The organism is Cupriavidus neocaledonicus, from assembly GCF_000372525.1.
Lineage (GTDB): Bacteria > Pseudomonadota > Gammaproteobacteria > Burkholderiales > Burkholderiaceae > Cupriavidus > Cupriavidus neocaledonicus.
In genome coordinates this window covers 259,335-272,121 of the sequence record NZ_AQUR01000105.1, presented here as the reverse complement: position 1 = coordinate 272,121, position 12,787 = coordinate 259,335, and the positions used below count along the sequence as shown (strand labels likewise).

Below are 12,787 nucleotides of genomic sequence, written 5' to 3'. Positions count from 1 at the left end.
AGCGCCCACCTTGTCCTCAATCTGGACGGCGGGGCCTAAGTGCCTGCAGAAGTGGCGGTATTCTATCCGACGGAATGCCCTAGCCTGCGTGGCGGCGGCGCCTTTTTGTAGCCTCATGTAACCGTGCCACGGTATATCGGTCACAAAACTACAAATAGAAGCGAATTTGTTCTCCATGGACCAGATGCCCAACAACAAAGTTACCCATTCATCACTTTATGCGATAGGCGACCTGCAAGGTTGCGCGCCTTCCCTGGACGCCTTGCTGGGTCGCATGCCGGCGCAGCCAGCCGTGCGCCTGGTTGGCGATCTCGTCAACCGTGGCCCCGCCTCTCTTGCAACCCTGCGCACCATCCGCGCCATGGGCGGCCGCGCCGAAACCGTCCTCGGCAACCACGACATCCACCTGCTGGCCGTAGCCTCCGGCGTGCGCAAGAAAGGCCGCCACGACACCCTGGACGACATCCTCGCCGCACCCGACCGGGACGACCTGCTGACCTGGCTGCGCCACCGCCCGTTGGCCCTGCTGGAAAACAACTTCCTGCTGGTCCACGCAGGCGTCCTCCCCCAATGGACCGCATCCCAGGTGATCGACCTCGCCCACGAAGTCGAAGAACAGCTGCAGGGCGCCAACTGGCAAGGCTTCCTTGCCGACATCTTCGGCAACGCCTCCGACCGCTGGCACGACGACCTGCGCGGCATCGACCGTCTCCGCGTGGTGGTGAATGCCCTCACCCGCCTGCGCTATTGCACGCCGGACGGTGTCATGGACTTCAAGACCAAGGATGGCCCGGGCAAGGCGCCGGAAGGCTTCATGCCCTGGTTCGATGTGCCTGGGCGGCGCACCGAGGACGTGACGGTGGTCTGCGGGCACTGGTCGACGCTGGGCCTGGTCATGCGGCCAAACCTGATGGCGCTGGATACGGGCTGCGTCTGGGGTGGCAAGCTGACGGCCGCGCGCCTGGCGCACGATCCGGCCGAGCGGACGGTGATCCAGGTCGATTGCCCGCAATACTGCGATCCGCTGGCGTGACTCGCTATCCTGCGTTGGCGGGGACGACAGGACGGCTAGCCGATGGCAACGGATGCCGGCTGTGCCGCGCCGCCCGGTTCTGATGGCTGATTCAGCCGTTGCGCGGCCGTGGCGGCGTGCTCGGCGGCGCCCTGGCTGAGATGGGCGACGACTTCCCTTGCGGAAGCCGCCAGTTCGCGGCGGTCGCCCGAGGCCGGCACCAGCGCCGGCCCGAGCACCAGCCGCGCCTTGATCCGCGGCGCGCGCAGGACCGCCTCCAGCGATTGCAGCAGCGTGGTGTCGCCGATATAGGCAGCGGCCAGCGTCGGCTGGCCGGTGGCGGCATCGAGGTAGTTCAGGCCCAATGGCTGCACCGGCAGCCCGCCCGAAATCGGCGCCTGCATCAGGTTGGCATGGAACGGCAGCACGCTGGTTCCGTCCGTGGTCGTTCCTTCCGGAAACACCCCGACCAGGTCGCCCTGCAGCATCACATCCGTAATGTCGTGCAGCACGCGGTGCGCGTCCCGCTTGCGCGCCCGTTCGATAAAGATGGTGCCGGTCTTGTCGCACAGCCAGCCGATCAGCGGCCAGCTGCGGATCTCGGACTTGGCGACGAAGCGCACCGGCTGCCAGCTGTGGATGACGTAGATGTCCAGCCACGAGATGTGGTTGGACACCACCATCGCTCCCTGGCGCGCCGCGCCGGTGTGCGTGGCGCCGGTGGCGTCGACCACCTCCACTTCCACCCCGCAGATCTGCAACAACCGGCGCGACCAGCGCCGGATATGCCATTCGCGCGAGCGCACGCCCAGCCATGGGAACAGCAAGGCGCAGGTCAGCAACCCGCGCAGCAGGTGCAGGACCAGTGCGGTCTTGCGCAGCCAGATCATGCCTGGGCGTGGTTGCCGTAGACGACTTGCCCGCCGACCAGGGTCATGCGGACCTTGCCTTCCATTTCGTAGCCGAGCCACGGCGAGTTCTTGCCCTGGCTCTTGAGCGAGCGGCGCTCGACTTTCCACACCTGCTTCGGATCGAACAAGCACACGTCGGCGGCGCTGCCGACAGCGAGCGTGCCGGCCTTGAGGCCGATCACGCGGGCGGGCTCGGCGGTGATGCGGGCCAGCGCCTGCGCCAGCGGGACCTTGTGCTCGCTGGCCCAGCGCAGCGTCAGCGGCAGCAGCAGCTCCAGGCCGGTTGCGCCCGGGGAAGCTTCGGCGAAGGGCAGCAGTTTCTCGTCGTCGTCGACCGGCGTGTGATCCGAGCACAGCGCGTCGATGGTGCCGTCGGCCAGCGCGGCGACGATGGCGTCGCGGTCGCGCGGGCTGCGCAGCGGCGGCGAGAAGCGCATCTGCGAATTGAAGTAGCCGATATCCATGTCGGTCAGCGAGACGTGGTGGATATTGACGTCGCAGGTCACCTTCAGGCCTTCGCGCTTGGCCTGGCGCACCAGTTCCAGCCCGGCGGCGGACGACAGCCGGCACAGGTGCACGCGCGCGCCGGTGCTGCGCATCAGCTCGAAGATGGTATGCAGGCGCACGGTCTCGGCAATGACCGACACGCCCGACAAGCCCAGGCGCGACGCCACCGCGCCGCTGGCGGCGACGCCGCCGCCAAGGAACGGGTCTTCCGGGCGCAACCACACGGTAAAGCCGAAGGTCTGCGCGTATTGCAGCGCGCGCAGCAGCACCTGGGTGTTGCGCACCGGCGCCTCGGCCTGGCTGAAGCCGACGCAGCCGGCCTCGGTCAGCTGGCCCATCTCGGTCAGGGTCTCGCCCTTAAGGCCCAGCGTCAGCGCGCCCAGCGGGTAGACGTGGGTCTGGTTCAGCGTGCGCGCGCGGAACTTCAGCATTTCGACCAGGCCGGGCTCGTCGAGCACCGGCTCGGTGTCCGGCGGGCAGACCAGGCTGGTCACGCCGCCGGCGGTGGCGGCGGCGACCTCGGACTCGAGCGTGGCCTTGTATTCGTAGCCGGGCTCGCGCAGGCGCGCGGACAGGTCGACCAGGCCGGGGCACACGATCAGGCCCCTGGCGTCGATGACCTTGTTGGCGGTGAAGTCCGCCGGGGCGCTGCCGACGCCGACGATCTTGCCGGCGGCGATATAGAGGTCCTGCGCGGCGTCGGTGTTGCTGGCCGGATCGATCAGGCGGCCGCCCTGGATGTGAATCTTCATAGCTTGGCTTGTCGTGTCGCTGGGCTGGTTCGGTGTGTTCTGGCTGGCGTGCGGGCTGGCGTGCGAGGTGGGGCTGGCCGGCATCAGTCGTTGTTCCCGGCGACGATGCCCATCACCGCCATGCGCACGGCGATGCCGAAGGTCACCTGGTTCAGGATCACCGACTGGGAGCCATCGGCCACGGCGGAGTCGATCTCGACGCCGCGGTTCATCGGCCCCGGGTGCATCACGATGGCGTCGGGCCTGGCCAGCGCCAGGCGCTCCGGCGTCAGGCCGTAGGCCTTGAAGTATTCCTGCGCGGACGGCAGCAGCGCGCCGCTCATGCGCTCGTTTTGCAACCGCAGCATGATCACCACGTCGACGCCCTTGAGGCCCTCTTCCATGCTGTGGAACACGCGCACGCCCATCTGCTCCAGCCCGGACGGCAGCAGCGTGCGCGGGCCGATGGCGCGCACCTCGGGAACGCCCAGCGTGGTCAGCGCGTGGATGTCGGAACGCGCCACGCGCGAGTGCAGGATGTCGCCAACGATGGCCACCGTCAGGTTGGTGAAGTCCTTCTTGAAATGCCGGATGGTGTACATGTCCAGCAGGCCCTGCGTCGGGTGCGCATGGCGCCCGTCGCCGGCATTGATCACGTGCACGTGCGGGGCGACATGCTCGGCGATCAGGTAAGGCGCGCCCGAGCTGGCATGGCGCACCACGAACATGTCGGCGGACATCGCCGACAGGTTGTTGATGGTGTCCAGCAGCGACTCGCCCTTGCTGGTCGACGAGGCGTTGATGTTCAGGTTCAGCACGTCCGCCGACAGCCGCTTGGCGGCGATCTCGAAGGTGGTGCGGGTGCGGGTCGAGTTCTCGAAGAACAGGTTGAACACGCTCTTGCCGCGCAGCAGCGGCACCTTCTTGACATCGCGGTCGGAGTCGGACAGCGAGACAAACTGGCTGGCGGTGTCGAGGATGTGCGTGATCATGTCACGCGACAACCCCTCGATCGACAGCAGGTGCTTCAGTTCGCCGTTCTTGGTGAGCTGCGGGTTGCGGAACGTCTTGGTCATGGCTGGTCGGGCGCGGGCAAAAAACGGGGGTGGTCTGGTCTCGGGCAGGCTTTCGGGCTTTCCGGCGTTCGGGCGCGCCGGGCGCGCCCCTCGGTGCCGGTTCAGCCGGTGACGGAATCGGTGGGTTCGGTGGCGAAGGTGAATTGCGCGGCGGCGCCTTCGCCCTGGCGCGACAGCACCAGGGTCGTGCCGGGCGGCAGCGCCATCTCGGCCGCGCACAGGTCGGCGGCGATCGGCAGCTGGCGTCCGCCGCGGTCGACCAGCACGCCCAGCGCCACGCGCGCGGGGCGGCCGTAGTCGAACAGCTCGTTGACGGCGGCGCGGATGGTGCGGCCGGTGGCCAGCACGTCGTCGATCAGCAAGATGTTGCGCTCATCCACGGCAAACGGCAGCGTGGTCGGCTGGGCCTGGCTGTGCAGGCCCTTCTTGGCGTAGTCGTCACGATGGAAGGCGACGTTGATCACGCCGTGCTCGGGCAGCTGCAGGTCCGCCGCCAGCCGCGCGGCGATCCAGGCCCCGCCGGAATGGATGCCGGCCACCGACCAGCGCGCGCGCTCGGCCTCGGGGATCAGCGCCTGCGCCTGCTCCAGCAGCTTGCGGTACAGCGACTCGGCGTCGGGAACGGAAATCTGCGTCATAGCGGGAATTGGTCGAAATACTGTTGCAGGATGATGCGCGCGGCCTCGGCATCGAGTTCGCCGCGGCGGGCACCGGCCATCGACGCGGCGCGCGAGGTGTAGCGCTCGTCCACCCATTCCACCGGCAGGCCGAAGCGGCCGTTGAGCTGGTTGCCGAAGCGCCGCGCCAGCTTCATCGACGGTTGTTCGCCGCCTTCCGGGTTGACCGGCATGCCGACGATCAGCTGCACCGGGTTCCACTCCTGGATCAGCGCGGCCACGGCCTCGAAGCGGCCTTCGACGGTGATATTGGGGAGGATGGTCAGGGCACGCGCCTCGCGCGTGATGAAGTTGCCCAGCGCAACGCCGATTTTTTTTTCGCCGTAGTCGAATGCCAGGACCGTGCCGTCGCGGGGCAGTTCACGCCCCACGGCATCAGGCATGCCCGGCCTCGCCGGACAGCATGGTGAAATCGATGCCCAGCAGTCGGATGGCGGCGGCGAAGCGCTCGTCGGGCGGCACGCTGAAGATGATCTCGGGATCGGCCTGGACCGTGAGCCAGCCGTTGCGGCTGAGTTCTTCCTCCAGCTGGCCGGCGCCCCAGCCGGAATAGCCCAGCGTCAGCAGGAAGCGGTGCGGACCGCTGCCGTTGGCCACGGCCTCGAGCACGTCCTTGGAGGTGGTCATCTCCAGCCCGCCCGGCACGGCCAGCGACGAGACATAGACGCCGACCGGGTCGTGCAGCACGAAACCGCGCTCGGTCTGGACCGGGCCGCCGAAGTAGACCGGCTGGTGCGCCACGGGCTGGATCTCGAGCTTGAGGTCGATCTTGTCGAACAGCGTGGCCATGTCGATGTCGATGGGCCGGTTGATCACCAGCCCGAGCGCGCCACGCTCATTGTGTTCGCAGATATAGACGACGGAACCCGAAAAGGTCGGATCGGCCATGCCGGGCATGGCAATCAGGAACTGATTGGTCAGATTGATGGGTGCTTCGGGCTTCGCCATGCCTTGCATTTTATCAAATCGCCGGGGGTCTTCCGGAAAAGATTGGCGGGCATCCCAGTGCAGCAATGGGCGCTCCGCGAGGCGCCGCGAGCGGCGCGACGGCTCACGCCTTGCCGCTCAGCACGGCCAGTTCCTGCGCCGTGAGCCAGCGCCATTCGCCTTCGGCCAGCGCCGGATCCAGCTGCAGGCCGCCGATGGCGCTGCGATGCAGCGCGTCGACGTGGTTGCCCGCGGCCGCGACCATGCGCTTGACCTGGTGGTACTTGCCTTGCACCAGCGTCAGCCGCAGGCTGCGTTCGCCGGTGATCTCGCAGGCTTCCGCCGCGATCGGCGCCGGTTCGTCCAGCAGCTGCACGCCGCTGCGCAGCGCCCCGGTCTGCGCCGGCGTGACCGGCTCGGCGGTGGTCACTTCATAGACCTTGGGCACCTTGCGCTTGGGCGAGGTCTGGGCGTGGATGAACTGGCCATCGTCGGTCAGCAGCAGCAGGCCGGTGGTGTCGTGGTCGAGCCGTCCCACCGCCTGCACCTCGCGCTGGCGCAGCGGCACCGGCAGCAGGTTGTAGACGCTGGGGTGATGGCGCGGGCGCTGCGAGCATTCGTAGCCGGCGGGCTTGTTCAGCATCAGGTAAGCCTTGGTGCAGGCCAGCCATTCCTCGCCGTCGACGGTCAGGCGCAGGCCGTCCACCTCGAACTGCGCGCGTGGGTCCTCGCACAGCTCGCCGTTGACCTCGACCAGCCCGGCGGCGATCAGGTCGCCGCAGTACCGGCGCGTGCCAAAGCCCTGGGATTGAAGAATACGTTCGAGAGTCATGAGCTTCTGTAGAGAATGGAATGGCGGCATTGGCCGGTGTGCCGGCCTGGTACCGCTATGTTAGGGTATCGGCGCGATCGATCCGGCGTTGCACAAGGTCCAGCGCCGGCAAACCCGTCAGACAGGCAAGCGAACATGCAGGCAGCAGCCCACCCGGCTACGTCCCGGCCACCGTACCGGATCGGCAACACCTTTGCACGCGGGCTGGTCTGGTTCCGGCGCGACCTGCGCGCCACCGACCACGCGGCGCTGCATTATGCCCTGCGGCACTGCGCGCAGGTGTGGTGCGTGTTCGTGTTCGACCGCGACATCCTCGACCCGCTGCTCGCGCGCGGGCTGCAAAGCGACCGCCGGGTAGAGTTCATCCGCCAATCGCTGGTGGAACTCGCCGGGACACTGGCCGCGGCCGGCGGTGGCCTGATCGTGCTTCACGGCCGCGCGCAGACCGCCATCCCGGCGCTGGCGCGCGCCCTGGAGGTGGAGGCGGTCTTTGCCAACCACGACTACGAGCCGGCTGCCAATGCCCGCGACCAAGCGGTGCGCCAGGCGCTGTCGGCGCAGGCCTGCGCACTCTTTACCTTCAAGGACCAGGCGGTGTTCGAGCGCGACGAGATCCTGAACGGCCAGGGCAAGCCGTTCGCGGTGTTCACCCCGTACAAGAACGCCTGGCTCAGGACCGTCGAGCCGTTCGACCTGCGCCCCTATGCCGTCGAACCATACCTGCCGGCGCTGGCGCCGGTGCCCGCGGCGTACCGCCAGCCGGTGCCGACGCTTGCGCAACTCGGCTTTGGCGCCAGCAACCTCGCCGAGATCGCGATGCCCACCGGCGCCTCGGGCGCGCAGGCCTTGTTCGCGGAATTCGTCGAGCGCATGGGCGACTACGGCCGCCGGCGCGACTACCCTGCCCTGCGCGGCCCCAGCTACCTGTCGGTGCACCTGCGCTTCGGCACCATCTCGATCCGCACGCTGGCGCGCACGGCGCACGCAGCCGTGCTGCGCGGCGGCGCCGACAGTGCGGGCGCGGCGGTGTGGCTGTCGGAGCTGATCTGGCGCGACTTCTACTTCATGATCCTGCATCACCATCCGCGCGTCGGCGCCGGGGCCGCGTTCCACCCGGCCTATGACGCGATCCGCTGGCAGGATGGCGACACCGGCGAGCGCTATTTCCGCGCCTGGTGCGACGCCGCCACCGGCTATCCGCTGGTCGACGCGGCGATGCTGCAGATCCGGCAAAGCGGCTATATGCACAACCGCCTGCGCATGGTCACGGCCAGCTTCCTGGTCAAGGACCTGGGCGTCGACTGGCGCCGCGGCGAGCAGTACTTTGCCGACCAGCTCAATGACTTCGACCTGGCCGCCAACAACGGCGGCTGGCAATGGGCCGCATCCACCGGCTGCGACGCGCAGCCGTGGTTCCGCATCTTCAATCCGGTGACGCAGTCGCAGAAGTTCGATCCGCAGGGCCGCTTTATCCGCAAATACCTGCCGCAGCTGGCGGCCTTGCCGGACAAGTACCTGCATGCGCCGTGGACCGCGCCGGAAACCGTGCTGGCCGAGGCCGGCGTGCGGCTGGGTGACAATTACCCGCGCCCGCTGGTGCAGCACGATGTGGCGCGCCAGCAAACGCTGCGGCGCTATGAAGTGGTGAAGCAGGTGGTGAAGCCGGAGGTAAAGGGCGCCGGCGCGGAGGACTGAGCGCGCCGGCCGCCGTGCGGCTCAGGCGGCCAGCATCGCGCTTTCGCGATAGTGGCGCTGCGCGTCTTCAAAGCGCTCGGTTTCCTCGAACAGCCGCGCCAGCGCCAGGTGCGTGCGCACGCGCAGGCGGCGCTGCTGGTCGGGGTCGGCATACTTGAGCGCCCGCTCGAAGCTGGACTGGGCCTTGCCCCACAGCTTCTCGCCCAGGCACAGCACGCCCAGCGTGTAGTACAGGTCGGCGTCGGCGGGATGCGCGGCCAGCCATTTCTCGGCCTGCTGGATCTGCGGCAGCGCATGGCCCGGCACGGCGCAATCGGCATAGCGCAGCACCAGGCGGCTGTCCCAGTTGACCTTGAGCGCGTCTTCGATGATGCGGCGGGCCTCGTTCTGCCGGCCGAGCGCAGCGAAATAGCGCGCCGCCGGTTCGGCGATGCGGGTGGCGCGGCGCTCGTCGGCGGACAGCGAGCGCCAGAACTCGGACAGCGCCTCGGCATCGTGGCGGCGCTCTTCCAGCATGGCTTCGACCGCCATCTGCTTGAGCCGCAGCGCCAGCACCGGATGCAGCGCGTTGCGCTTCTCCAGCGAGCGCGCCAGGCGCAGCACCTCGGACCAGTTCTTCAGGTGCTGGTGCGCGCGCAGCGCGATGCGCTGCACATGGATCTGGCGCGCGCCCTGCGACTGCAGCTGGGCGATGGTCTCCAGCGCGCCGTCGGCGTCGCGGGCGTCGACCAGCAGCTCGGCCATCGACACCAGCCGGGCCTGCTCGCGCTCCGGGTCGGTCACCTGCGCCATCCAGGCGTCGCGCCGCTCGGTTTCCTGCATGCGGTGGGCGGCGCGCGCGCCGATCAGCGCGGCGGTCTGGGCCTGGTCGTGCCATGACTGGGCTTCGCGCGCGGCGCGCTCGGCGCGGGCGAAACGACCGGCGAACAGGTTTTCGATCGACTCGCGCAGCGCCGCCTGGGCCTTGCTCATGCGGCTGCGCTCCCGGTAGGCGGCGGCGCGGCGCGGCATCTCGGCCAGATGGCGGATGGTGGACATCACCGTCCACACCACGAAGAAGATCAGCAGCAGCAACGCCAGCGCCAGGTTGAGCGACAGCTCGACGCGGTACGGCGGATAGAACAGCACCACATTGCTGTGGTTGAACTGCGTGAACAGGGCCAGCCCGACGGCGCCGCCAAACAGGACCGCAACCCAGAACAGAAGGCGCATGGGCTTACTCCTTCTTCAGGGCCTGCAGCGCGCCCAGGCTTTCGGCCATGGTCGGCAGCTGCACCGAGACCGCGCCGGCCTGCGCCTGGCGCAGCAGCGTCAGCACGCCCTGCACGCGGCGCGACTTGGTATCGAAATAGCGGCTGATCATCGCCTGTGCCGCGGCCAGGTCGTTGCGGAACACGGGCTCGTTGCGCGACAGCAGCGCCAGGCGCGCATTGAGCAGGCGCAGCTTGACGTTCTCGCGCAGGAACCAGCCCTGGTCGCCCGAAAGCAGCAGCGCCTCGGCATCGTCGACCTTGCGGATGCGGATCACCTGCGCCAGCTCTTCGCGCAGGTAGTCCCAGAAGCGGGTGAACCAGCCCGCGCCGCTGCCGCTGGCGGCGGCCGGCGCGCTGGCGCCATTGGCGCCATTGCCACCGTTGGCGGCGGCGCCCTTGCGGGCATCGGCCTCGCTGCGCTCGAGCATGCGTTCGCTGGACAGCAACGGCAGCGCGTCGACCTGGTTGATGGCTTCGTCCAGCTTGATCGCGGCGCCGGTCAGGTCGGTGTCGGGTACCGCCTTCATGCGCGCCACGTCGCGCGCGATGGCCCGGCGCAGCAGGTTGTATTGCGGCTTGTCGGCGCGCGCCAGGCGCGCATCGGCGCTTTGCAGCGCGGCCAGTGCGACCTGCACGTTGCCGGTCAGCTGCAGCTGCTGGCCGGCGCTGGTCAGCAACTGCTGGATCTCGGCGATTTCCCAGTCGTCGCGGTTGCGCATCAGGTCCTGGTAGACCTGCTCCAGCGCCACCTGCTTGTCGCGGGTCTCGCCGACCTGGTTCTCCAGCGCGCCGACCTTGGCCTGCAGTTCCTTGACGGTGTCCTGGGCGTTGCGCGTCAGCACGCGCGACTCCTGCACCAGCGCGTCGTTGCTTTGCTGGCGGCGCGCCAGCTCGCCGGTCAGGTGGTCGACACGCTGCTGCAGCCACCAGAAGCCGCCGGCCGTCGCCACCACCAGCACGGCGACCAGCGCCCATAGCGCGGCGGAGCGGCGCGCGGCGGGACGGGCAGCGCCGGCGTGGCCGGCGCCTTGCGGCGGCACCGCTTGCGCGGACTGCGCCGTGTGGACAGAGGCGGCGCCGGGCGGCGGCGTAGCGGAGGAGGACGTGGTTTCTTGCGTCACGCGTTCGACCTTCGTTGACATTGCAGGGACTGCGGCAGGGACGCTGGCGGCCGGCGGCGTTGCTTCGACCGGCTTGGCAGCCGCCGCCGCGGTCGGCGCCGGCAGGCTCGATCGCGCAGGACCGGCGGGCGCGGGGCCAGCAGGCGGAGGACCAGCATAAGCATCGGCCCACTGCAGGCACGCCGCCAGCAGGCCGGCATCGCCGGGCGCGGCGCGCTGGATATGGGCGAAGCCCAGCGCCAGCGCCTGTTCGGCGATTCTCGCATGGGGCGCGATGCACTGCACCTGCCGCAGGGAAGCGTCTTCCTGGGGCGACAAATGCTGCCGTGCCAGCACGTCGAGGTTGCGCACCGCCTCGGAACTGGTTAGCAGCCAGGCGTGCGGGGCGGCGCCGGGAAGCAGGTGGTCGCGTACGGCCTGCCATTGCATCGCGGTCGGTTCAGGCAGCGTGCGCTGGTAGGCCTCGACGGCCTCGACCCGGGCGCCGGCCTCGCGCAGGCGGTCGCCGAGCCAGTCGCGCCCGCCGTTGCCGCGGATGATCAGCACCGGCTTGCCGGCCAGCGCGACGGGATCGAGCTGCGCCCACAGCGCCTCGGAATCGAAGCGCAGCACCTCGGCATCGGGCACCGTATCGTCATGGCCCGCCCCGTTGGCGCTGGCGCCGGCGGGCGCGATCACGCGATACGCCGGTGCGGCGATGCCGCGCTCGGCCAGCGCGGCGACGCTGGCCGGACCCACCACCGCCACCGCGACCTGAGCCGGCCAGCGCGCCACGGCCGAGCCCTGCACGCCGGCGAGCGCGTCCAGCGCAAAGGCAATGGCATTGGGACTGACGAACACCACCAGCGCAAAGGTGTCCAGCCGCGCCAGCGCCGCGCGCAGCGGCGCGTCGTCAGCGGCCGGGCCGATCGCCAGCAGCGGGAAGCTGAGTACGTCCAGACCGGCGCCCTGCAGGGCCTCGGTCAGTTGCCGGGACTGCCCGGCGGGTCGTGTGACAACGACGGTCGGGCGGGGCATCGGGCAGCCTCAGGCGGGAGATGGAGCAGCGGCGTCGCCTGAATCGGCCAGCGCGGCGAGGATCGACTCGGCGCCCTGCGCCAGCAGGTCGCTCGCGCAGGCCTGTCCGAGCGCTTCGGCGGCACCCAGGTCGGCGGCCGGCCCCGTCGCCGCGGCGCGGATGGCGCGGCTGCCGTCGGGCAAGGCGACAAAGGCCTCCAGCCGCAGCTGGTCGCCGTCCCAGCGCGCGTGCGCCGCCAGCGGGACCTGGCAGGAGCCGCCCAGCCGGCGCGACACGGCGCGCTCGGCGGTCACGGCCAGCGCGGTCGGCTGGTGGTTCAGCGGCGCCAGCCATTCGGCCAGTTCGGGGCGGGTGGAAAGGGTCTCGATCCCCAGCGCGCCCTGCCCCGCGGCCGGCAGCGACGCCTCGACCGGGATCAGCGCGCGGATGCGTTGGCCCAGTCCGAGCCGCTTCAGGCCCGCGGCGGCCAGGATGATGGCGCCATATTCGCCGCGATCGAGCTTGCCCAGCCGCGTGTCCAGGTTGCCGCGCAGCGGCTTGACCACCAGGTGCGGGTAGCGGCTGCGCAAAGCGGCTTCGCGGCGCAGGCTGGAGGTGCCAACCACGGTGCCGGCCGGCATCTCGTCCAGCGACGCATACGCGGACGACACCAGCGCGTCGCGCGGGTCTTCGCGCTCCATCACCGCGGCCAGGGTGAAGCCCGGGGGCAGCTCCATCGGCACATCCTTGAGCGAATGCACCGCGAGGTCGGCCCGGCCTTCGTCCATCGCGAACTCCAGTTCTTTGACAAACAAACCCTTGCCGCCGACTTTGGACAGCGTACGGTCTAGAATCTGGTCTCCGCGCGTGGTCATGCCGAGAATGGACACGTCGCACGCGGGATAGTATTGTTGCAATGCAGCACGCACATGTTCTGCCTGCCACAGCGCCAGACGGCTCTCTCGGGAGGCAATGACGAGCTTTTGCGGAAGGTTGCGAGACACGACAGCGGTAGCGGAAGACGGGGTGGCGGACGACATGCGTCAAT

12 protein-coding genes are annotated in these 12,787 nt (G+C 69.3%); 2 read left to right on the top strand and 10 right to left on the bottom strand.

Features of this window, described 5'->3' with window-relative positions; genetic code table 11:
- Positions 1 to 184: 184 nt before the first annotated feature.
- Positions 185 to 1,033 carry a symmetrical bis(5'-nucleosyl)-tetraphosphatase gene (locus A3AG_RS0125365; protein ID WP_026164461.1) on the top strand — a complete coding sequence of 283 codons (849 nt, stop codon included), beginning with the start codon at positions 185 to 187 and terminating at the stop codon, positions 1,031 to 1,033.
- 35 nt (positions 1,034 to 1,068) lie between these two features.
- Here A3AG_RS0125365 and A3AG_RS0125360 read toward each other — a convergent pair whose 3' ends face one another.
- The 7 genes from A3AG_RS0125360 to A3AG_RS0125330 all read right to left on the bottom strand — a co-directional run bounded on the left by A3AG_RS0125360 (position 1,069) and on the right by A3AG_RS0125330 (position 6,673).
- On the bottom strand, positions 1,069 to 1,902 hold the full coding sequence (locus tag A3AG_RS0125360; protein WP_018008096.1) for a lysophospholipid acyltransferase family protein: 834 nt from the start codon (positions 1,900 to 1,902) through the stop codon (positions 1,069 to 1,071).
- Entirely contained in the window at positions 1,899 to 3,182 is a 1,284-nt protein-coding gene (locus A3AG_RS0125355; RefSeq protein WP_026164460.1) for a dihydroorotase, read from the bottom strand. Before A3AG_RS0125355 ends, A3AG_RS0125360 begins: the two co-directional genes overlap by 4 nt.
- 83 nt (positions 3,183 to 3,265) lie before the next feature.
- Positions 3,266 to 4,237 (bottom strand): aspartate carbamoyltransferase catalytic subunit, encoded by a 972-nt coding sequence (locus A3AG_RS0125350; protein WP_018008094.1) that lies wholly within the window; start codon positions 4,235 to 4,237, stop codon positions 3,266 to 3,268.
- Positions 4,238 to 4,338: 101 nt separating this feature from the next.
- Positions 4,339 to 4,875: a bifunctional pyr operon transcriptional regulator/uracil phosphoribosyltransferase PyrR gene (gene pyrR / locus A3AG_RS0125345; RefSeq protein WP_018008093.1), complete on the bottom strand. Its 537-nt coding sequence runs from the start codon at positions 4,873 to 4,875 to the stop codon at positions 4,339 to 4,341.
- Positions 4,872 to 5,297, bottom strand: a complete 426-nt coding sequence (ruvX, locus tag A3AG_RS0125340; RefSeq protein WP_010813827.1) for a Holliday junction resolvase RuvX — start codon at positions 5,295 to 5,297, stop codon at positions 4,872 to 4,874. The genes pyrR and ruvX overlap by 4 nt, the downstream gene beginning before the upstream one ends.
- Positions 5,290 to 5,862 carry a YqgE/AlgH family protein gene (locus A3AG_RS0125335; RefSeq protein WP_025583981.1) on the bottom strand — a complete coding sequence of 191 codons (573 nt, stop codon included), beginning with the start codon at positions 5,860 to 5,862 and terminating at the stop codon, positions 5,290 to 5,292. Before A3AG_RS0125335 ends, ruvX begins: the two co-directional genes overlap by 8 nt.
- Positions 5,863 to 5,965: 103 nt before the next feature.
- Positions 5,966 to 6,673, bottom strand: coding sequence for a 16S rRNA pseudouridine(516) synthase (locus A3AG_RS0125330; protein WP_018008092.1), 708 nt, complete (start codon positions 6,671 to 6,673; stop codon positions 5,966 to 5,968).
- A gap of 135 nt (positions 6,674 to 6,808) precedes the next feature.
- On the opposite strand from A3AG_RS0125330, the gene A3AG_RS0125325 reads away from it, so the two are divergent.
- Complete coding sequence (locus A3AG_RS0125325; protein ID WP_018008091.1) at positions 6,809 to 8,368, top strand: cryptochrome/photolyase family protein; 1,560 nt, start codon at positions 6,809 to 6,811, stop codon at positions 8,366 to 8,368.
- Positions 8,369 to 8,389: 21 nt separating this feature from the next.
- Here the strand turns inward: A3AG_RS0125325 and A3AG_RS0125320 are convergent, their stop codons facing one another.
- The 3 genes from A3AG_RS0125320 to hemC are packed head-to-tail and all read right to left on the bottom strand — an operon-like array spanning position 8,390 to position 12,779.
- Positions 8,390 to 9,580, bottom strand: coding sequence for a heme biosynthesis protein HemY (locus A3AG_RS0125320; RefSeq protein WP_018008090.1), 1,191 nt, complete (start codon positions 9,578 to 9,580; stop codon positions 8,390 to 8,392).
- Positions 9,581 to 9,584: 4 nt separating this feature from the next.
- Positions 9,585 to 11,759, bottom strand: coding sequence for a fused uroporphyrinogen-III synthase HemD/membrane protein HemX (gene hemDX / locus A3AG_RS0125315; RefSeq protein ID WP_018008089.1), 2,175 nt, complete (start codon positions 11,757 to 11,759; stop codon positions 9,585 to 9,587).
- Between the two features lie 9 nt (positions 11,760 to 11,768).
- The gene (gene hemC, locus A3AG_RS0125310) at positions 11,769 to 12,779 is read right to left on the bottom strand and encodes a hydroxymethylbilane synthase (protein ID WP_018008088.1); all 1,011 of its coding nucleotides are present in this window, start codon (positions 12,777 to 12,779) and stop codon (positions 11,769 to 11,771) included.
- Between the last annotated feature and the right edge of the window lie 8 nt (positions 12,780 to 12,787).